This window comes from Allohahella marinimesophila, from assembly GCF_039538005.1.
Taxonomy (GTDB): domain Bacteria; phylum Pseudomonadota; class Gammaproteobacteria; order Pseudomonadales; family Oleiphilaceae; genus Allohahella; species Allohahella marinimesophila.
Map to the genome: position 1 here is coordinate 35,992 of NZ_BAABBO010000005.1, position 19,410 is coordinate 55,401.

Below are 19,410 nucleotides of genomic sequence, written 5' to 3' on the forward strand. Positions count from 1 at the left end.
TCTTATTGCCGCAGCAGCCTCGTGTTCGCCACGCGAGCGGGTACGTTGCTACGCCAGGGATTGATATCGATACCACCGCGGCGGGTGTAGCGCGCATACACCAGAAGCCCGCGATCTTCGCCCAATAGCGCTGTCAGATCTGCAAAGACCTCCTCTACACATTGCTCATGAAAGCCGGAATGTTGTCGGTAACTCACCAGATAATCGAGCAGCGATTGAGGATCAATCCGTCGACCTGAGTCCAGGCCCGCGCCCGCCGGCCCCGTCCAGACCAACACGCTTGCCCAGTCCGGCTGACCCGTGACCGGACAGTTCGTCTTCAGCAGATGAGAGACCAGCACATCCTCAACGGCCGGTGCTGAGACTGTATCGTCCGCCAACCTGAGCAACACCGACCGCTCAGCTCCTGCTGCCGGCAACTGTGGGCCGGCTGAAGACGAAGCGTGGATGAGCTTATCGACCAGCCTCCCATCCACCCAAAGCTGGTCACCGACGTCCAGAATGGCGTCGGCGGTGCCATGCGCATCGCTGGTCTGAGCCAGGCTCGAGGTCTGCAGCAAGGGCAGTGGATGTTTCAGCACCAGCTGCCACTCAGCACCCGCACACGCGGATAAATCCCGCTTCACCCGTTCCAACATGGATTCAGGTGAAGCAAAGCGCGTCTGGTTCAGTGAATTGAAATACAGCTTCATCGACTTGGATTCGATCAGGCTCGGGCTGCTGCAGGGCAAACGGCATTCCAGTGCGCCTACGCAGGGATAGCCGGCTCCGTCGAGCCATGACAGCTCGTACTGGTTCCAGATATCCTCCCCAAAGGCAGCAGCATTCCCCGGCCGCCGTCGAGGCAAGGCCTCCAGCAGGCTCGGGGCGTAGCTATCCGGATAGGCGGTATCCCGGCCCAATAACGAGCCGTGTGATGGCTTGCTGTCGTTGCTCATTGCCGAATACCCACGCCGCGGTTGAGCAGCGACAGCGAATAGGTGAAGAGCACGACGATAAACAGCAGGATCATGGCGTAAGCCGCCCAGACATTGATATCGCTGGTGCCCAGCAGTCCATAGCGGAAAGCATTCACCATGTAGAGTATGGGATTTGCCATCGACACGTTCTGCCAGAACTCCGGCAGCATGGAGATGGAGTAGAATACGCCGCCAAGATAGGTCAGTGGCGTCAGTACGAATGTGGGCACGATGGAGATATCATCGAAGCTGCGCGCGAATACGGCATTGATGAAGCCACCGAGCGAGAACAGGATGGCGGTGAGTATCACCACCGAAATCACGATGAAGAAATTGTGCACCTGCAGATCGGTGAAAAACATCGACAACATGGTCACGATGATACCGACCAGCAGGCCTCTGACCGCGCCGCCGACCACGAAGCCAAGCAGGATGACGTAGTTCGGCACTGGCGATACGAGCAACTCCTCGATGCTGTGCTGGAACTTCATGCTGAAAAAAGAAGAGACCACATTCGAATATGAATTGGTGATGACCGACATCATGATCAGACCCGGCACGATGAAGGTCATGTAGTCATAGCCGTCCATGTCGCCGATCCGTGGCCCGATAAGGTTGCCGAAGATAACGAAATACAGCGACATTGTGATACCGGGCGGTAAGAGCGTCTGCGCCCAGATCCGCGTGAAGCGGCGAATTTCCTTGACGACGATGGTGGTGAAGGCCACCCGATAGCTGCCGAGTTCCTGGCCAAGATTACGCATTGGGCTGATCCACTGTCTGTTCCATTATTGCTTGCCTTCATTGACCAGACGAACGAACAGTTCCTCCAGTCGGTTGGTCTTGGTGCGCATGCTGCGGACATGGATGCCTGCTTTCGTCAGCTGTGTGAACAGCTCGTTCAGGTCCTGATCACGATTGACGTCGGCTTCGATATTACCATCGCCGGTCAGTCGTAATGGGTAGGCTGGTAGCGCTGGCAGCTCATCCACGGCTGTGGCGACATCGAGAACGAAGGTCGTTTGCGTCAACTGGCCAAGCAGCTCGTGCTTGCTCGCGTTCTGCAAAATTCGACCCTTGTCGATGATGGCAATATTGCGGCACAGCGCTTCCGCTTCCTCCAGATAATGCGTCGTCAGAATGATGGTCTTGCCATCGTCATTGACCTTGGTCAGAAAAGTCCACATGGAGCGACGAAGCTCGATATCCACACCGGCGGTTGGCTCGTCCAGTATCAGCAGCATGGGATCGTGCACCAGGGCCCTGGCAATCATCAGACGGCGCTTCATTCCGCCCGACAGCATGCGTGACTGCTCTCGTCGCTTGTCCCAGAGCCCCAGGGCCTTGAGATAGTACTCAACCGCATCACGCGCCTCGTTCGCCGGAATGCCGTAATAGCCCGCCTGGGTGATGAGCACATCCTCGACTTTCTCGAACATGTTGAAATTGAACTCCTGCGGCACGACACCGAGGTAGCGTTTGGCCTGCTCAAGGTCGGTAGCGATGTCATGCCCAAATATGCGCACCTCGCCCTCACTCTTGTTCACAAGGCTCGACACGATGCCGAGCGTGGTGGACTTGCCTGCACCGTTGGGTCCGAGTAGACCGAAGAAATCACCCTGCCGCACTTCGAGATTGATATGCTCGAGCGCGCGGAAACCGTTGTTGTAGACTTTGGTCAATCCGCGAATCGACAGCGCACTCGGTTCGAGCGTCGAGCCCTTATGCTGCGTTTGCGAATGTCTTTCGTCAATCATGGCTCATGTCACTGTGTCCTGAAGATGTAATCTGCGTCACTATACCTGCGCGATCCCCAGCCTATAATGGGGCCTTTTCCAACTCAGACAAGTGACCTTTCTGAATGCAGGCTATTTTTAAAGCACGTTCCGGTGCAGGTGTCATCGCTCTTCCCCAATTCCTGTGGTCCTCTGCCAGACCCTATGCAGTAGTGCTCATACTGCTCGGCAGCCTATTCACCAGCGCCTGCAGCGACGGCAATTCAGGCGGTGATGAACCCTCTGTGGGTTATTTCATGGGCCGTGGCATGTCAGGCGTGACCTATCAGACTGAAACCCAGAGCGGCATCACCGGTGCCCGCGGTATTTATCGCTACTATCCTGGCGAGCGTGTCACCTTCTCCATCGGCCCCATCGTCATTGCAGAAAACATTCAGGCGAAGCGCTATATCACACCACCTGACTTTCAGCCGGAACTGCAGTCGAGACTGAACACGGGGACGACAGTCAAAGGTATTACCACCTACGGAGAACTTGAAAGGGACGTCGCAGCCAATAACCGTCAGGTAGGCAACAAGGCCGGTTTTCTGTCTGCATTGGACGACGATCAGGACAACGATGATGGCATTCAGCTCGGTGAAAGTACTCGTCAGCAGATCATCGACTCTGAATTTGCACCCCTGGTCGACTTTGATGTGGACCCGAACACCTTCGGCTCATCTATTCTGAACAACGACGACGATGACGCGCCCCCGCCGGTCAACTTTGCGCCAGAAACGGCGCTCTTCAACGACATATGCTTTCCGCAGGACCGCAACTGTAACGACAGCGTCAGCCGTGGCCTCTCAGGCGGCAACAGCGCTTCAGGCTTCATATCCAAGGAAACCGAAGAAGCGTATTTTGCGATGGGTGCCGGCATCTTCCTCATTCCCGAAGTCCTCACCATACCCGCCGGTGATACCAGAATCTGGCGGGTGGATGTCCGTCTTGTGAAGCTCGACGAACATCCGGTCGCCCAGCTGCAGGTCGTGCCTTATGGCGGCCTGCCGATCTGCGATCCGATACTTGGCGACGGTACGCCGGGTACGATTCCGCCGGAAGAGGAAGAGGTAGACGAAGAGGATCCCAATGCGCCTGAGCCAGAGGTCTGCGTGGATCCCGAAGAGCTTGCCATTGAAGATACTCCGGTAGTGGTGCACTCGGTCTCACCCGAAACCTCGAGCTTCGAGTTCTTTCTCGAGCCGAATACGCCACCCGGTGAGGCGTCTATCGCGGTCAACATCAAGCTGGCAAATGACTACCGCTGGTACCTGAAAAACTTCCGCATCATCATTCAGTAGAAGAAGGTGCAACCAGCGGCGTGAGGCGTCAGTCTCCGCTGCACACCTTTTCGTCGAGCTCCGGTACACGGTCCGAAAGACTGTCTGCCGGCGCTGATCGCACCGTCAGGCGATAAGGCACGGCAGACGCTCGCAATATGGCTCCCGCCTTACGCTCGCCCGCCTTGTCCTTGCTCGCCTGCTTCTGCGCTTCGACAGAGCTGGCCGGGTAGCAGGCTATCGTGACCAGAACCTCGCTGCCCAACTCCGAGGTCGACCTGGCAAACCCATCGCCATCGACTGCCGGGCCAGTGATCCATCCGCACAGCGTATCGCTACCTTCGATCTCGCGACCGGCAGCGGTCAGAAATTCACCCTTGGCACCGCACCAGCCAGCGGCCAGGCCATCTGGTGTACGTTTATCTGGAGCGCCGCAGCGCTCGCGGGTCTGAAATTCAATGATTTCGTCGCTGCATTGCGTCTTGATGCGCACTGGCGTGACCACAGGGACACCGCCGTACCAGCTCTTCGGCAGCTCGCTATTCCAGTACATGACGAAATTGCGCGGCTCGCCACTGCTGTCGAGCGCACGGAACCTGCTGTAGTGAGTTTCAGTCGTCGTGCAGCCAGTGACCAGCGTAGTCAACGCAAGCGTCGCCAGCAGTTGCCCGCGGAAAAGAGGATTTTTCAGGAACATCGATACCACTCAGTGTTGTCGGAAAACAAAACCACAGTATACCAGCCTGACTCGTCCACGTTATGGCATTACCCTTGATGGAGGCAAAACAGGCGAATGCCTTGTTAATGATAATCGTTTGCATTATTCTTCAGAGTCTTTATGAACCGTACGCATTGGCGGGCCACAGAAAGCTCGCATCGCGCACAAATACCTCACTGTAACGCAAGGACTCTCCATGACTCTGAACTTTTCTCAGCGGTGCACGCCGGCAGCCGGCACCAGACGACTGGTCGCGAAGACTCTGGCCGCTCTGACACTTGCCACAGGCGTGACCTCTCCAGCGCTTGCCGCAGACGAAGTCAATATCTATTCATATCGCCAGCCCTTTCTGATCCAGCCGATGCTCGATCAGTTCACCAAGGACACCGGCATCAAGACGAATATCGTGTTTGCACAGGATGGCGTAGCGGAGCGCCTCAAGCGTGAAGGCAAGAACTCACCAGCAGACCTGGTGCTGACTGTCGACATTGCACGCCTGCAGGAACTGGTGGATGCAGGCCTGACCCAGCCGGTCGACTCCGATGTGCTGGAGGAAAATATTCCTGCGCAATATCGTGGTGGCAATGACGAGTGGTTCGGTCTGACGCTCCGTACCCGTAACATCTATGCCTCAAAGGAGCGTGTTGAAGACACCGACCTCAGCTACGAAGATCTTGCCAAGCCTGAATGGAAAGGCAAGATTTGCGCGCGTTCCGGCAAGCATCCCTACAATATCGCGCTCATCGCCAGCATGATTGCGCACCACGGAGAAGAAGAAACCGAAACGTGGCTGAAGGGCGTCAAGAACAACCTGGCCCAGAAGCCCCAGGGCGGTGACCGTGACCAGATTCGAGCAGTTGCAGAAGGCGTTTGCGACCTGGCCATCGGCAATAGCTATTATTATGGCGCAATGGTTGCGGATCCCGAGCAGCGTGGCTTTGCAGAAAAGGTCAATGTGGTGTTTCCAAACCAGGGAGACCGTGGCGCGCACGTGAATGTCAGCGGCGTGGTACTGACGAAGTCGGCGCCGAACAAGGCCGAAGCCGTAAAGCTGATGGAATTCCTCACCAGCGAAGAGGCGCAGGAAATGTATGCCAACATGAACGTTGAGTTTCCTGTGAACAAGGCAGTCGAAGGCAGCGGACTCCTCAAGGAATGGGCTGGCTTCAAGGCTGACAAGTTGCCACTCGATGAAATCAGCAAGCATCGTGAAGCTGCTGTGAAGCTGGTCGACAAGGTAGATTTCGATAGCTGATGACGACTGGTGCCGCCCTGCCCCACCCACTTTTAGCTGGCGTATCGACTACGCCTGTTCGTAGGCGCGCCAGTGGGCGTGGGTGGCAACTGGTTGCACTGATTGCAGCACTGGCAGCACTGCTGCCAATTGCTGCGGTCGTCTATCTTTCAATCGCACCGAGCGACGGAATCTGGGACCACCTGTGGTCCACGGTCTTGCCGCGTTATATCGAAAACACCATCCTGCTGATGCTCGGCGTCGGCCTTTGCAGTGCGCTGCTGGGGTTTGGCAGCGCATGGCTTATTGCCCTCTATGATTTCCCCGGTCGTCGATGGCTCAGCTGGGCGCTTCTGCTCCCATTTGCAGTGCCAGCCTATGTCATCGCCTACGTCTACACCGATCTCCTGCAGTACGCCGGCCCCATTCAATTAACGCTGCGTGACATCTTCGGCTGGGAACGCGCCTCCGATTACTGGTTCCCCCACATTCGAAGCCTGGGCGGCGCGGTCATCATGTTCGCCCTGGTACTGTATCCATACGTTTATCTGACCTGCCGCACCGCACTGCTCGAACAGTCAGATAACCTCATGCTCGCTTCAAGGGTGCTCGGCGCTGGCCCGGCGCGCATATTCTTTCGCATCCTGCTGCCGATCTGCCGACCTGCACTGGCCGTGGGCCTTTCGCTTGTTCTGATGGAAACCCTGAACGACTATGGCACCGTCAGCTACTTTGCCGTCCAGACACTGACGGCCGGACTCTACGATACCTGGCTGAATATGGGTAGCCTCAGCGGCGCCGCACAGATTGCCGTTACCATGGTCGGGTTCGCCCTCTTACTGATGTTCCTTGAGCGTATATCTCGAAAAAGTCGGGAGCGCTATTCGAGTAGCAACCGGCAGCGTGCGATACAGGCTCGCTCATTGACAGGCTGGCAGGCCTGGCTGGCGACCTTGGCCTGTCTGCTCCCGATTACGCTCGGCTTCCTCGTGCCCTGTGCGGTGCTGCTCGACTACGCCATCACCTATTTTGATGTTTCCTGGAATAGCCGCTTTTTTACCTACGCCGGCAACTCGCTCTTTCTCAGCGGTATGTGCGCGCTTGTACTGATCGTCGTCGGCACTGTGCTGTCCTACTCCATTCGCATTCAGCCCAGCCGGTTGAATCGGGTACTCGCCCGACTGTCCTGCGTGGGTTATGCCATGCCCGGCGCTGTGCTGGCACTGGGTGTCATCGTGCCCTTCGCAGCCACTGACAACTGGATCGATGCGCGCATGGAGTCGTGGACGGGGGAAGGCACCGGGCTGTTACTCAGCGGCACTGCCTTTGCGATTATCTTCGCCTACTGCACACGCTTCGCCACTATTTCAATTGGGTCTATCGAAAGCGGCATGCAGCGCATCACGCCGTCGATGGATCAGGCCGCCACCATGCTGGGTAGTAGTCCACTCAATACGCTCAGGCGCATTCATTTGCCGCTACTCAGGCCCAGTCTGTTGACGGCAGCACTAATCATCTTCGTCGACTGCATGAAAGAATTGCCGGCCACGCTTATCCTGCGTCCGTTCAATTTCGAGACCCTGGCCACCTTTGTCTATCAATATGCTTCGGACGAACAGCTCGCCCAGTCGGCGCTCGCCGCGCTCTGCATCGTGCTGGCTGGCCTGCTTCCGCTGCTATTGCTCAACCGCGCATCCATGCAGCAGCATAACGACTAGGCCGCTTCGCTAGCACCGAACCAGGCCGACCATCGGCTGCAGTCAATCTCTTCGTCAGAACAAGCTTCAGAACTAGCAGGCGAAAAAAAACCTCCCGAGGCCGTGAGCCAGCGGGAGGTTTTTCAGTACAGCGGCTGACGCTTACTCGAAGATGACCTTCTTGCGTGCGGCATACCAGCCTTCGACCTGGCTCTTGTACTGGTCTTCGATGACGTTACGCTTCATTTTCATGGTCGGCGTCAGGAAGGCGTTCTCGATAGTCCACTGATCCTTGACCACGACAACGAACTGCAGATGCTCATGCGGGTCGAGTGTGGCATTCACTGACTTGATCAGTTCAGGCAGTTCCTTCTCGAGACGCTCACGCACTTCAGGCGTGTTGCGCTTCGGCCAGGTACCTTCAGACAGCATGAGCAGCGCATAGGGCTGTGGCTGTTCAACACCAGCTACACACACCATCTCAACATCAGAATGCGATACCAGCTTGTTCTCGATTGGTGCTGGCGCAACATACTTGCCTTTGGAAGTCTTGAAGATTTCCTTGGTGCGGCCAGTGATCTTGAGGCGACCCATTTCGTCGATCTCGCCACGGTCACCAGTCTTCAGAAAGCCATCATCTGTGAAGGTTTCTGCTGTCTTCTCCGGCTCCTTGTAGTAGCCCATCATCGTGCCTGGACTCTTGATCTGAATTTCGCCGTCAGCACTGATGCGCTGCTGCACACCTGGCAGTGGCTCACCGACGTAGCCCACACGAACCCGACCTGGCTTCATGATGTGGCTGTAGGCGAAGTTTTCAGACATGCCGTAACCTTCGAGCAGCTCGAGGCCAAGACGGCGATACCAGTTGATGATGTCTTCGGACAGCGGTGCGGAACCACTGGCGGCGAGACGCACGTGGTTGAGACCCAGACCCTTGAGGATCTTCTTGCGGATCAGGAACGATACACCAGGGATCTTCAGCAGCTTGTCGAGTTTCTTCTGTGGCAGTTTGCCAACGACGCCTGCCTGGAACTTCAGCCAGAGACGCGGCACCGAGATAAACATCGTCGGGGTAGCGCGCTGCAGATCCTTGAGGAAGGTGTCGAGCGATTCTGCGAAGAACAGGCGGAAGCCCTTGTCGAGCGAGGTCATTTCAACGGCATAGCGTTCGAACACGTGAGCCAGCGGCAGGTACGACAGCATGCGGTCATCCTTCGTCAGGCCGTTTGCATCGGCAGCGCCATTGCCAGCAGCGACCATGGCACCGAAGGACAGCATGACGCCTTTGGGCATACCGGTCGAACCAGAGGTGTACACAATGGTGGCCAGCTCGTCGTGCTTGCGGGTCGGACTTTCCTGCATCGGAGCGTTCTTCGCCACGATGTCATCCCACTGCGGATATTTCACCTTGACGTCGTCTGGTGACAGCGCAGTCGAAATACAGTTCATGTCGGCCGGTATACCGTCCTTCATCATATTCCAGTCGTCGAGCTTGCCGATGAGCAGAACCTTGGTCTCACTGTGCTCGAGAATCTTGCCAACAGTTTCAGCGTTCAGCGTGGGGTACAAAGGTACCGACACGTAGCCAGCCATCCAGATCGCGAGATCGGCCATGATCCAGTAGCTGCAGTTCTTCGAGAGGATGCCGACCTTGGCATCAGCAGGAAGATTCAGTGACTTCAGGTAGGTAGCCATACGACGCACTTCCTGTGCCGTACGCTGCCAGGTGTAATCCTGCACAATATCTCCGCCCATGGGCTGAGTCATGTAGATGTCACTGGGGCGGGATTGCTCCCATTGATAAAGTCTTTGAAGCGGGAGCGGGATGTTTGTATTTAATTCCATATTATAGAAGCCTTTTTTCTAGCTGTTTTTTGCTGTTTCCATGAGCCTGCGCGCGAGATTATACCTATATATAAGCCGCAGATGGCAGTGTGCAGTCGACGTTTTTTGTAATCCAGTTTCATTTATCGGAATCGGGCGGCAACGCGGTGCGCGCGAAAATCGCAGGGCTTGGCTATACTTCCCTGAATCGCCATATACAACCGGTCACTGACCGACCGAAAGCATTCGTATTCAGTAATAAAATACAGCGGAGATTTTTATCAATACTGGAGTCGGAGCCGGATCATGAAGGTCAGTAGTTACCGCTTCGCCAATGCGAAATGGCATCCTGAATTGCCCGAGCCTCAGCCTTCCGCGGTCGAGGTCAGCACCCAGGCTGATGGCAGCTTTCGAGCAGATACGCTTTGCCAGCATCTGGTGCTTTGCTTCGGTGGTTTCCGGTATGTGCAGGAGAGTGGTGGGCTGGCGCTGCTCCGGCGACATTTTCCCACGGCCCACCTCGTTGGCTGTTCAACGGCCGGGGAAATTTCGGGTGCCCGGGTGTACGATCGCGGCGTGACGCTGGTCTCGATGGAATTCGAAGCCACTGGCGTCGCTTGCGAAATCATGGCCCTCCATGGTGAAAATACTGGCGAGGTCGAGAGTCGCACTCTGATCGATGCCCTCTACAAGCGGGCCAGCGACGACAATCCGCTGCGTCACATTATTGTCCTGTCCGATGCTCAACATGTCAGCGGCGCTGCGCTCGTGGATGGCATCGAGGCGGCGCTGGATGGCCAGCTCAACCGTGTCAGTATCACCGGTGGTCTCGCTGGCGACAATGCCCGCTTCGGGCGTAGCGATGTCTGGTTCAACCAGCCACCTGAGACAGCCCAGATGTGTGCCATCGGCCTTTACGGCAATACACTTCAGGTAGGCATTGGTCTGGAGGGAGGCTGGATGGCACTGGGTGCCAGCCGCAAGGTGACCAAAGCCAGTGGCAATACGCTTTACGAACTCGACGATCGTCAGGCGCTGGATATCTACCGCGACTATCTAGGTGATTATTTTTCTGGTCTACCCAAATCAGGCCTGCTGTTTCCACTCCTCATCAAACCAGCCGACCGCGCGCCAGTGATTCGCGCACTGGTCGCCGTCGATGGTGAGGACGCGTCAATGACTTATGCCGGTGACATTGCCGAAGGCTCCGAAGCTCGTCTCATGACGGCAGGTCTCGAAGGTCTGCTGGGCGCGGCCAGTATAGCCGCAGCGACTGCAAGAGACAGTGCCGGCCCCTTGGAGGACTGTATTGGCGATACCTTCGCATTGGCCGTGAGCTGCTATGCCCGCCGGGCAGCGCTGGGTCAGCGTACTGATGAAGAGCTCGAAGCTGTGGCTTCGAGTTTGCCAAATCAGTGCACGGTGGCCGGTTTCTACTCCTATGGCGAGATCGGCCGCGACCCTCGCCACGATCTGGACGACAAGGGCACAGGTCTGCACAACCAGACCATGGCCATTACCTTCCTGGTCGAGCGCGCATGACAGATAGCAGATTCCACAGCCTCCTTGCGCGGCAGCTGGAGCGGCTCGCCGAAGCCGACGGCGTGGACGCGGCCACATTGCCGACGTCGTTTCTGCAGGCTGTCAACGAAGCCTATCTCCAGCATGACGAAGCACGCCGAGTGTTCGAGCGCACCATAGACCTGTCGAACAGGGATCTCGAAGAGCGCTATGAACTGCTTGAGAAGCAGCACAAGGCTCTAGATGACTCAACCAGTCAGCTCAAGCTGTCACACGCATTATTGTACGACACGCTGAACTCCACCAAAGATGCGGTAGTGGTTCTCGACCTCAAGGGCAACGTGATCATTCACAACAAGCAGTTCCGCAAGATGTTTGGTGTACCGGCCGAGGCCACCCCCCTCGACAAACATCACATCCGAAGCTGCTTCAAGGCACGGGTCGAGAATCTCGATGAACTCACCAGTGTCTGGAATTTCAATAAACAGTATCCGGCGCAGACCAGCCGCTGCATGATCATGCTGAAAGATGATCGCTTCGTTGAATGCTACACGATACCGCGCTTGCGCGATGGCGAAACCATCGGTCGCGTATGGAGCTTCAGCGATATCACTGAAATAAAGCGAAGTGAGCAGCTCGCGGTCCATAATTCCCATCATGATGCGCTGACAGGCCTGCCCAATCGCAATCTGCTGACAGAATGGCTCAAACGGGAGGCCGCGCGCGAACCGCGTGATCTGAAAAACCGTAAGTCGACCGCCGTACTCTTTATCGGCGTCGATGGCTTCAAGGTCGTCAACGAGTTGCAGGGCGTCGAATTCGGCGATCGCCTGCTGTGCCTGATTGCACAACGCCTGACCAATGCCTGCCGTGGCTCCGCCCTCGCCCGCCATGGCGGCGATGAATTCGTCGTGCTGGCAGAGAACCTGGGCGACACCTTCCAGATCACCCTGTTGGCCGAAGAAATTCTGCAGCAGATTTCCCAGCCTTTCATGTTGTCCAGCCAGACCATTCACATCAGCGTGTCGATTGGCATCGCGCTGTTTCCAGGCGATGGCCAGAACCCTGAAACCCTGCTACGAAAATCGAATATCGCAATGTTTCATGCGAAGCAGAAAGGCCGCAATAACTTTCAGTTTTTTGCCGATCAGCTGGAGCTCATGGCCCACCATCGTCTACAGCTACGGAACGATCTTCGTCGTGCCTTAACGAATCAGGAATTCAGGCTTGTCTATCAGCCGAAAATTGATCTGGCAACGCGTGAGATTCGAGGCGCAGAGGCGCTCATCCGCTGGCAGCCAGCCAATGGTGATCCCATCTCGCCGGCACAGTTTATTCCCAGCGCAGAAGAAAACGGCTTCATTGTGGAGATCGGCGAGTGGGTCATCGATGAAGTGGGGCGTCAGCTTGCTGAATGGCGTGAGCAGGGTCGGGGCTGCCCAGTTGCCCTGAACATTTCTACCAAGCATTTCCAGCTTGGTGATCTCGTCGGTTCTATAAAACAGATGATCGAGCGCTATAACATCGAGCCAGATTTGATAGAGATCGAAGTCACCGAGTCTGCCTTTATTGAAGACATGCCAAAAACAGCACTGGCCTTGACCACCTTGCGGGCCATGGGTGTACTGTGCAGCATCGATGACTTCGGCACCGGGTTTTCCTCACTCAGCTATTTGCTGACCCTGCCGATCGATATTCTCAAGATCGACAAGATTTTTGTCGACAATGCCACGCAAAGTGCAAAACAGCAGGCACTGTTGAAGACCATCGTCGAGCTCGCTCACGCGCTAGATATCCGGGTGGTGGCTGAAGGAATCGAAGACGAAGCCACCGGCACACTGCTGCACCAGTTACACTGCGATATGGCACAGGGCTTCTATTTCAGCCGCCCACTGCCGCCCGAAACTTTCCACACCTTGCTGCTGTCGGGAGGCAGCCTGCCACATGAGTCATGACAAACTGGACAAGGACGACCTGAAGCCCAGCAGTAGTGGCGCCATTGCGCGCAACGACCTGGCGGATGTCAGACGCAGTTACAATACAGGCATGCTGCTGGAAGAGGATTGTGAAAGCGACCCACTGGACCAGTTCCGCAAGTGGATGGAAGATGCGCTGGCGATCAAGGTGAACCTCGACCCTACCGCCATGATCCTCGCCACTACTGATGCTGAGGGCATGCCCAGGCAGCGTACTGTACTGCTGAAGGGTTTCGATGAGCGGGGTTTCTGCTTCTTTACCAACCTGGACAGCGCCAAGGGTCGGGAGATCAGGACAAATCCACAAGTCTGCCTGCTGTTTCCATGGCTGATCCTCGAAAGACAGGTCATCATTCAGGGCCAGGCACAAAGACTGGATCGAGAGGCTGACGATACCTACTTCCATTCAAGGCCGCGTGAGAGTCAACTTGGCGCACTGGCCAGTAGACAAAGCGAAGCGGTGTCGTCAAGAACTGTGCTGGACAAGACCTATGAAGAGACGGTCGAGCGCTTTGCTCACAGGGAAGAGATCGAACTGCCTGAAAACTGGGGTGGGTATCGAATCGTGCCCAGCCGCTACGAGTTCTGGCAGGGTCGCCGCAGCCGCCTTCATGACCGCATTGAATATAGCCGGCGTGAGCCAGATGGTTGGCGGCTCACGCGGCTTCAGCCCTGATCGGACCGTAAGGCAGGACTACTTCGATGCAGCCTGGGTAGCTGCGTCAATTTCGGCCATGAAGGGCTGAATCGCCTTCCTGTCGGCTTCCGGCACGCTCTTGATGGCATCATACGCCTGCTCTGCCATCGCGAACTGCTGCGACATCATCTGCTTCTGCTGATCGCTCATTGGTGAGTTTTCAAGCTCTTTCTTGGCTTCCTGCATTTGTTTGTACATCGCATCGACGTCCTGCCCCATCTCCTCTTTCATTTTCACGCTCGCGTAGGCGCTGAGAATCTGCAATGAGGTTTCGGAAAAATCTTCCGGGCTGTCAAAGCCATGCTTGCTCACCAGTTTCTCGGCCTCATCGTACAGGCCAGCGTCCTTGATCGGCTTGACCATGGCTTCAGCAGAATTGGGCATGACATTCGCCTTGTCCTGGTGCTGCTCGAGCTTGGCACGATTCTCTGCACCCCAGGCCTGCATGGCTGGCATCGCCGAAATCCAGCGCTTGATTTCGCTTTCTTCGAGCTTGTCCTTGGCATGAACCAGGCTGCTGACTGCGAGCGTCAGCATGAGCATCAGTGCGGATGTGATGTGAGTCAGTGTCATAAAAAAATCCTTGCGATTGCCGTTGAGTAGAAGGGCTCTGGTCTTGTGCTCAGTTCTCAGCCCCTGGTAAAGACAAGCTGGGCCTCGTCACTGAGGTCCCCCCGGTAGCTATATCCGTCGACATCGAAATTCTTGAGGTTATCCACGCGTTTGATGCGGTGGTCGATGATGAAGCGCACCATAGCACCTCGGGCCTTCTTGGCCCAGAAGCTGACGACTTTGTAATCGTCGCCCTTTCTGTCCTTGAATACGGGTGTGATGACCTTCCGGCGCAATGGCCGCTTGTCGACAGCCTTAAAGTACTCCTGCGAAGCCAGATTCACTATCAGCCGATCGGCCTTGCGTACGCCCGGACCAAGAGCTTCGAGCTGCTCACTGAGATCTACGGCGAGTTGCTCTCCCCAGAACTCGTAGAGGTTTCTGAACGACTTGCCGTTGGTGCCGAGCTTCAGGCGGGTGCCCATCTCTAGCCGGTAAGGCTGCATGGTATCAAGAGGGCGTAACATGCCGTAAAGGCCTGAAAGAATGCGCAGATGCTTCTGCGCAAACTGCAGGTCACTCTTCTTCAGCGAATACGCATCGAGGCCTTCATACACATCGCCGGCAAAGGCGAAAATGGCGGAACGCAGGTCGTTGTCAGCCGTTGGCTGATCCATACGCCAGCGTTGGAAGCGATCGTGGTTGAGCTGGCTGAGCTCCTCACTGATCGACATCAGTCCACCGAGTTCGCCAGGCGAGTAACTTTGCAGGGTGTCGACGATATCCGCACTGGATTCCAGATAGTCGGGCACAGTCGGCTCGAGCTTTTCAGGTTTCACGGGAAGCGGGGTCTTGTAATCGAGGGTCTTGGCAGGTGAAAGCAGCACTATCATGGCTCGGAAGCAGACGTCCTTCGCAGAAAATCGAGCGCTTCATCTTGCGTGAATGGCCAGCGTAACTCAAGCGCGGAATGTGCCAGCACCGGTATCAACAAGCCATAAGCGTCGACCAGTTCCTCTAATTCAGCAATATCGACATATTCTATGCTGAGCAGTTCAGCAAGCTCTGGATACCGACCAAGCAGATCGACCAGCATCGCTTCGGCAAGCTCACACAGGGTGCATCCCTCGGTGGCATAGAGCTGAAATGCTGTCATGGCTACGTCGTTCCGGCGTCGATTTTCGGGAGTGCAATTGCTGACGCATGTGCTAGGCTTGCCCAGCTAAACGCCCCGCAATTCCTTTTGTTCAACATCGAAGAGTACCATAGCACCCATGCCCCTCATGCATTTCAAACAGGTTTCGTTCTATCGTTTCACCAAGGACATCGACTTCACGCAGGAAAGCCTCTCCGCAGCCCTCGAAAATGCCCGCTTCCAGGAAGCGCCCGCAGACGGCGGCGCAGCCGGTGAAGACCGCGGTGCCGGCAGTTCATTGCCAGTGCGCTTTGGCTGGTCGAATCCGGTGCCTTTCGAGTCCGAATCCCTCGTGTATGAACAGAATGGCTGCCTGCTGTTCTCGCTGCAGAAAGCCGAAAAAGTGCTGCCCGCTTCAGTAGTCAACCAGAAGCTCGAGCAGCGCGTTCAGGCTATCGAAATGAAGGATGCGCGCAAACTGCGGCGCAAGGAAAAGCAGGAAATGAAGGAAGACCTCATTGCCGAGCTGTTACCCCGTGCATTCTCGAAAAGCAGCTGGTCCAAGGCCTACATCGACCTGACCAAAGGCCTGCTCGTCGTCGCCAGCTCTTCTGCCAACAAGGCCGATGAAATCACCTCGCTCCTGCGTGAAGATGTCGGCTCGCTGCCGATTCTGCCAGTGAAACCTGACGTCAACCCTGCCCTGCAGTTTACCGACTGGGTCAAGAATCAGAGTCAACCCGCCAATCTCGCTATTGGTGGCGCCTGTACCCTGACCAGTCAGGACCAGCAGGGCATGAGCATTCGCTGCAAGGGCTCGGAAAATCTGAAGGAGGCAGTCCTGTCTCATATTGAAGACGGCCTGCTCGTGAGCAAGCTCGATATCAGCTGGGAAGACCGGATGTCGTTTTCACTCGATGAGAAGTTCACGCTGAGCGGTATCAAGCTGCTCGATGCCGCCATCGATTCAATGCCAGAATCTGACGGTGATATTGCCGATCGCTTCGCCAGTGAGTTCCATCTCTTCACCAGCGATATGCGTGTGCTGCATGACGACCTGCTGAAGGCGCTTGGCGCGGACGAATCAGAAGCGGCTGACAAGGCTGCTGAAAAGGCGGCTGCGAACGACGATGGCGTTGCAGCGAAGACTGAGCAGCCAGGCGCTGGGCATTCGGATGCTGAATCAGAAGATAAGACCGAGGCTGCGACGGCCGAAGACGCGCCCTGGTAGGGCTTCAGTCCCGCCTAGTAGGCGCGGCGCAGTGCCATGCGCTCCGCCTGCCAGGCCTCGGGTTCATTGAGCTGCCGGGTGACTACCATCACATCCTCGTCCTCGTCGTAGCGAATCGCGAAGGACAGCTTGGCAGCGAGGCCGAGCATGGCACGATTGTTCGGCAGCACCAGTCCGAACATTTCGATAATGCCCTGCTCGGTCGCATATTCAAGTACCTTGCGCATCAATACCCAGCCCAAGCGTTCCCCGCGCAGCTCGTCGAGCACCACCACCGCAAACTCACAACGCAACTGATCGGCATCGACATATATTCGCACCTCGCCCAGCGTCCTGCCCTCATGCACAGCGACAAAGGCCATCTCACGGTCGTAATCGATCTGCACCATGCCGGCCATTTCGTCATGCGAAAAATTGCGTCTGAGCTGGAAGAAGCGCATGCGGACAGAGTCGTCGGCCAGTTCACTGAGGAATTGCTGGTGGCTGTCTTCGTCTTCACTGCGGACTGGTCGAATTTCCACCCGCTTGCGACTGAGCGGCAGCATGATCCACTCCACCAGCTCACGCGGGTACGGCTGAATCGAGAGCTGCACCGGCTCAGCCAGCTGTGCGCGGGCGCTCAGCACCAGCAGTGAACTCTGGTCCAGACGTACCGGGTTAATTTCAAGCGAATGCAGCTCGGGAATGTCTGCAGCGATCTGCGCGAGCAGGACCAGTGCTTCGCACAACTGCACCAGGGTATCTTCCGGATCACGACTCACTTCCTGCACAATCTTGTAAGCGTAAGTCTTGATAACGAGATTGCGCGCTAACGCCATGTTAAGCGGCGGAAGTGCGAACTGTCGATCTACCATGGCATTGGTTCGGGCGCCAGAGGCACCGCAGAAAATCAGGGGGCCGACGGTAGGATCGCGCGTGATGCCCATCGAAAAGGCTATCCCTGACTTGACCTCTTCACTCAGCTGCAGACCGTAGCCTACAAAGTCATCGTTGCTATATAGCTCACTACAACGCTGGCGCAGCAGACGACAGGCTTCCTCGGCCTCAGACTCGCTACTGACCCGCTTGACTGTTTCGAGGCGCGCAGTCGTCAGGCGTTGCCGCGGAGTATAGGCCGCCTCATTGTGGAAGGGCGTCAGATTGAAGCGATGCAGCAGGCTGATATGTACAGTCGTTTCAAGCTGTCTCACGAGCGCCTTGACGCACTGCTCCGTCGCACAGAAGTATGTTTCAGCACACTGTAATCCGTAGTCCTTCAGCAACGCTCTTACGGCCTCCGGCATCAGGAGATAACCATTGTCGGCCGCACTGCGCGGCGCTTTTTTCATCAGGCTCTGCAACCGCTTTCGAATGCGATGCCGGTCGAGTGCTGGATCCTGGTAGGAATCCGGCGTCTGCCGCAACATGATCTGATTTCGCCGGTGGTTGACCATGTGCATGAAAGCCGTGATGGCTTTTTCCGGTGTGGCAAAACTGGCAATACCGCGTTGAACGAATTCCTCCCGGGCTTCAGCCACGGTCGCCGCGCCAAGCCAGCAGGTCAGCACGCGCAAGTGGCTCTGCTCACTGGCGGCGATCACACTATCAGCCACCTGCAAGCTGTCTTCGGTCAAGTTTGGCGCGAACATGATGAGCACGGTAGTAACGGCGGGATCAGCATCGAGCGCGTCAACGACAGCGGCGTATTCGAGCGGGCCGGCGCTGTAATCGAGATCGATCGGGTTACGTCGACCCCAGAATGGCTGCAAGAGCTGGTCGAGCTTCGTAATCGTCTTTTCCGACAGTCTGGCCAGCTTGCCGTTGGCTCGCGTCAGTGCATCGCTCGCCAGCATGCTGGGGCCGATGCCATTACAGACGATAGCGATGTCTTCTGCATAGAGCTTCGGAATTCTGGACAGCGTCTCAAGGGCATCGAACATTTCATCCGTGCTGAGTACGCGCAATACACCCGCACGTTCGAACACAGCATTATAGAGCGCGTCCGAGTCGTACATCCCCGGCGCCAGGGGCGTCGGATTCCACTGCAGGTCGGCGTTGATACCGGTCTTCAGTACGATAACCGGTTTCGAGCGCGAGGCGGCCCGGACCGCCGAGATGAATCTGCGTGTTTCACGGATACGTTCCACATGCAGCAGCATGACCCGGGTATTGCGATCCTGCGCCATGAAATCAATCAGGTCATCGACATCGATATCGACGCCGTCTCCGAGCGTGGTGAGATAGGAAAAACCGATACCCCTGCTCACACTCCAGTCGATGACGGCGCTGGCCACGGTGCCAGACTGACCGATAAAGCCGACGTGACCCGGCTTCACGCTCATGTGCATGTAGGTCGCATTCAGCCGTAGAGATGGCACCATCACGCCCACGGTCTCGGGACCGAGTATGCGCACACCATATTCCAGTCCGAGCTCTTTCACTGAATACATGAGCGGACGGCCGCTATGGGAATGAGTGCGAGACAGACCGCCCGTTGCGATAATGGCGATGGGAATCTTCGACTGGCCGAGCTGACGGATTACCCCCGGCACTTTCTCCGGCGGGACGCACACCAGCGCCAGGTCCGGTTGCACGCCGCTCTTCTGCTCAGCCGAACACAAGAGCGAGATCTTGCGATAACAGGTGACTCCGAGCACACTCTCGTAGCCCTTCTCATTAATGACGCTGAGGCGGATATCGCTATGTCCCGCCAGCATATTGCGCAGCATCATTCCGCCGAGGCTGTCAGGGCGCTCCGAAGCACCGACGACAACGATGTGACGCGGTGCGAAGAGTTTGTCGAGATATCGGGTGCTCATGAGGGGTATGCTA

At 56.6% G+C, this 19,410-nt stretch carries 16 protein-coding genes; 7 read left to right on the forward strand and 9 right to left on the reverse strand.

Annotated elements, in window-relative coordinates:
* Positions 1-2: 2 nt before the first annotated feature.
* From ABD735_RS05415 to ABD735_RS05425, 3 genes are read right to left on the reverse strand one after another with little or no spacing between them, the layout of a single operon-like run.
* Positions 3-938, reverse strand: coding sequence for an NADPH-dependent 7-cyano-7-deazaguanine reductase QueF (locus ABD735_RS05415; RefSeq protein WP_344804105.1), 936 nt, complete (start codon positions 936-938; stop codon positions 3-5).
* On the reverse strand, positions 935-1,723 hold the full coding sequence (locus ABD735_RS05420) for an ABC transporter permease (RefSeq protein ID WP_344804107.1): 789 nt from the start codon (positions 1,721-1,723) through the stop codon (positions 935-937). Before ABD735_RS05420 ends, ABD735_RS05415 begins: the two co-directional genes overlap by 4 nt.
* 24 nt (positions 1,724-1,747) lie before the next feature.
* Positions 1,748-2,716 (reverse strand): ABC transporter ATP-binding protein, encoded by a 969-nt coding sequence (locus ABD735_RS05425; RefSeq protein WP_344804109.1) that lies wholly within the window; start codon positions 2,714-2,716, stop codon positions 1,748-1,750.
* Between the two features lie 104 nt (positions 2,717-2,820).
* On the opposite strand from ABD735_RS05425, the gene ABD735_RS05430 reads away from it, so the two are divergent.
* Positions 2,821-4,035 carry a hypothetical protein gene (locus tag ABD735_RS05430; RefSeq protein WP_344804111.1) on the forward strand — a complete coding sequence of 405 codons (1,215 nt, stop codon included), beginning with the start codon at positions 2,821-2,823 and terminating at the stop codon, positions 4,033-4,035.
* A 28-nt stretch (positions 4,036-4,063) separates the two neighbouring features.
* Here the strand turns inward: ABD735_RS05430 and ABD735_RS05435 are convergent, their stop codons facing one another.
* Complete coding sequence (locus ABD735_RS05435; RefSeq protein ID WP_344804113.1) at positions 4,064-4,711, reverse strand: hypothetical protein; 648 nt, start codon at positions 4,709-4,711, stop codon at positions 4,064-4,066.
* Between the two features lie 217 nt (positions 4,712-4,928).
* On the opposite strand from ABD735_RS05435, the gene ABD735_RS05440 reads away from it, so the two are divergent.
* Both ABD735_RS05440 and ABD735_RS05445 read left to right on the forward strand, forming a co-directional pair.
* A complete protein-coding gene (locus tag ABD735_RS05440; protein WP_344804115.1) occupies positions 4,929-5,987 on the forward strand; it encodes a Fe(3+) ABC transporter substrate-binding protein in 1,059 nt (352 codons plus the stop codon).
* Complete coding sequence (locus tag ABD735_RS05445) at positions 5,987-7,684, forward strand: ABC transporter permease (protein WP_344804117.1); 1,698 nt, start codon at positions 5,987-5,989, stop codon at positions 7,682-7,684. The genes ABD735_RS05440 and ABD735_RS05445 overlap by 1 nt, the downstream gene beginning before the upstream one ends.
* A 141-nt stretch (positions 7,685-7,825) precedes the next feature.
* Here the strand turns inward: ABD735_RS05445 and ABD735_RS05450 are convergent, their stop codons facing one another.
* A complete protein-coding gene (locus ABD735_RS05450) occupies positions 7,826-9,430 on the reverse strand; it encodes an AMP-binding protein (RefSeq protein ID WP_344804119.1) in 1,605 nt (534 codons plus the stop codon).
* Between the two features lie 363 nt (positions 9,431-9,793).
* On the opposite strand from ABD735_RS05450, the gene ABD735_RS05455 reads away from it, so the two are divergent.
* Genes ABD735_RS05455 through pdxH form a run of 3 tightly spaced genes read left to right on the forward strand, consistent with a single transcriptional unit; the run spans position 9,794 to position 13,660 of the window.
* Positions 9,794-11,029 (forward strand): FIST signal transduction protein, encoded by a 1,236-nt coding sequence (locus ABD735_RS05455; RefSeq protein WP_344804121.1) that lies wholly within the window; start codon positions 9,794-9,796, stop codon positions 11,027-11,029.
* Positions 11,026-12,963: a putative bifunctional diguanylate cyclase/phosphodiesterase gene (locus ABD735_RS05460; RefSeq protein WP_344804123.1), complete on the forward strand. Its 1,938-nt coding sequence runs from the start codon at positions 11,026-11,028 to the stop codon at positions 12,961-12,963. The genes ABD735_RS05455 and ABD735_RS05460 overlap by 4 nt, the downstream gene beginning before the upstream one ends.
* Positions 12,953-13,660: a pyridoxamine 5'-phosphate oxidase gene (gene pdxH / locus ABD735_RS05465; RefSeq protein WP_344804125.1), complete on the forward strand. Its 708-nt coding sequence runs from the start codon at positions 12,953-12,955 to the stop codon at positions 13,658-13,660. The genes ABD735_RS05460 and pdxH overlap by 11 nt, the downstream gene beginning before the upstream one ends.
* An 18-nt stretch (positions 13,661-13,678) precedes the next feature.
* On the opposite strand, the gene ABD735_RS05470 is transcribed toward pdxH, so the two are convergent.
* Genes ABD735_RS05470 through ABD735_RS05480 form a run of 3 tightly spaced genes read right to left on the reverse strand, consistent with a single transcriptional unit; the run spans position 13,679 to position 15,389 of the window.
* On the reverse strand, positions 13,679-14,254 hold the full coding sequence (locus ABD735_RS05470; protein WP_344804126.1) for a hypothetical protein: 576 nt from the start codon (positions 14,252-14,254) through the stop codon (positions 13,679-13,681).
* 56 nt (positions 14,255-14,310) lie between these two features.
* Positions 14,311-15,126: a peroxide stress protein YaaA gene (gene yaaA / locus ABD735_RS05475; RefSeq protein WP_344804128.1), complete on the reverse strand. Its 816-nt coding sequence runs from the start codon at positions 15,124-15,126 to the stop codon at positions 14,311-14,313.
* On the reverse strand, positions 15,123-15,389 hold the full coding sequence (locus ABD735_RS05480; RefSeq protein WP_344804130.1) for a glutaredoxin family protein: 267 nt from the start codon (positions 15,387-15,389) through the stop codon (positions 15,123-15,125). The genes yaaA and ABD735_RS05480 overlap by 4 nt, the downstream gene beginning before the upstream one ends.
* Before the next feature lie 118 nt (positions 15,390-15,507).
* Here ABD735_RS05480 and ABD735_RS05485 point away from each other — a divergent pair, with 118 nt between their 5' ends.
* Entirely contained in the window at positions 15,508-16,599 is a 1,092-nt protein-coding gene (locus tag ABD735_RS05485; RefSeq protein ID WP_344804132.1) for a recombination-associated protein RdgC, read from the forward strand.
* A 14-nt stretch (positions 16,600-16,613) separates the two neighbouring features.
* Here ABD735_RS05485 and ABD735_RS05490 read toward each other — a convergent pair whose 3' ends face one another.
* Positions 16,614-19,397: a bifunctional acetate--CoA ligase family protein/GNAT family N-acetyltransferase gene (locus tag ABD735_RS05490; RefSeq protein ID WP_344804134.1), complete on the reverse strand. Its 2,784-nt coding sequence runs from the start codon at positions 19,395-19,397 to the stop codon at positions 16,614-16,616.
* Positions 19,398-19,410: the final 13 nt, after the last annotated feature.

Coding starts and splice junctions, on each gene's coding strand:
- ABD735_RS05415 (WP_344804105.1), bottom strand. CDS start 938: ATGAGCAACGACAGCAAGCCATCACACGGCTCGTTATTGGGCCGGGAT.
- ABD735_RS05420 (WP_344804107.1), bottom strand. CDS start 1,723: ATGCGTAATCTTGGCCAGGAACTCGGCAGCTATCGGGTGGCCTTCACC.
- ABD735_RS05425 (WP_344804109.1), bottom strand. CDS start 2,716: ATGATTGACGAAAGACATTCGCAAACGCAGCATAAGGGCTCGACGCTC.
- ABD735_RS05430 (WP_344804111.1), top strand. CDS start 2,821: ATGCAGGCTATTTTTAAAGCACGTTCCGGTGCAGGTGTCATCGCTCTT.
- ABD735_RS05435 (WP_344804113.1), bottom strand. CDS start 4,711: ATGTTCCTGAAAAATCCTCTTTTCCGCGGGCAACTGCTGGCGACGCTT.
- ABD735_RS05440 (WP_344804115.1), top strand. CDS start 4,929: ATGACTCTGAACTTTTCTCAGCGGTGCACGCCGGCAGCCGGCACCAGA.
- ABD735_RS05445 (WP_344804117.1), top strand. CDS start 5,987: ATGACGACTGGTGCCGCCCTGCCCCACCCACTTTTAGCTGGCGTATCG.
- ABD735_RS05450 (WP_344804119.1), bottom strand. CDS start 9,430: ATGACTCAGCCCATGGGCGGAGATATTGTGCAGGATTACACCTGGCAG.
- ABD735_RS05455 (WP_344804121.1), top strand. CDS start 9,794: ATGAAGGTCAGTAGTTACCGCTTCGCCAATGCGAAATGGCATCCTGAA.
- ABD735_RS05460 (WP_344804123.1), top strand. CDS start 11,026: ATGACAGATAGCAGATTCCACAGCCTCCTTGCGCGGCAGCTGGAGCGG.
- pdxH (WP_344804125.1), top strand. CDS start 12,953: ATGAGTCATGACAAACTGGACAAGGACGACCTGAAGCCCAGCAGTAGT.
- ABD735_RS05470 (WP_344804126.1), bottom strand. CDS start 14,254: ATGACACTGACTCACATCACATCCGCACTGATGCTCATGCTGACGCTC.
- yaaA (WP_344804128.1), bottom strand. CDS start 15,126: ATGATAGTGCTGCTTTCACCTGCCAAGACCCTCGATTACAAGACCCCG.
- ABD735_RS05480 (WP_344804130.1), bottom strand. CDS start 15,389: ATGACAGCATTTCAGCTCTATGCCACCGAGGGATGCACCCTGTGTGAG.
- ABD735_RS05485 (WP_344804132.1), top strand. CDS start 15,508: ATGCCCCTCATGCATTTCAAACAGGTTTCGTTCTATCGTTTCACCAAG.
- ABD735_RS05490 (WP_344804134.1), bottom strand. CDS start 19,397: ATGAGCACCCGATATCTCGACAAACTCTTCGCACCGCGTCACATCGTT.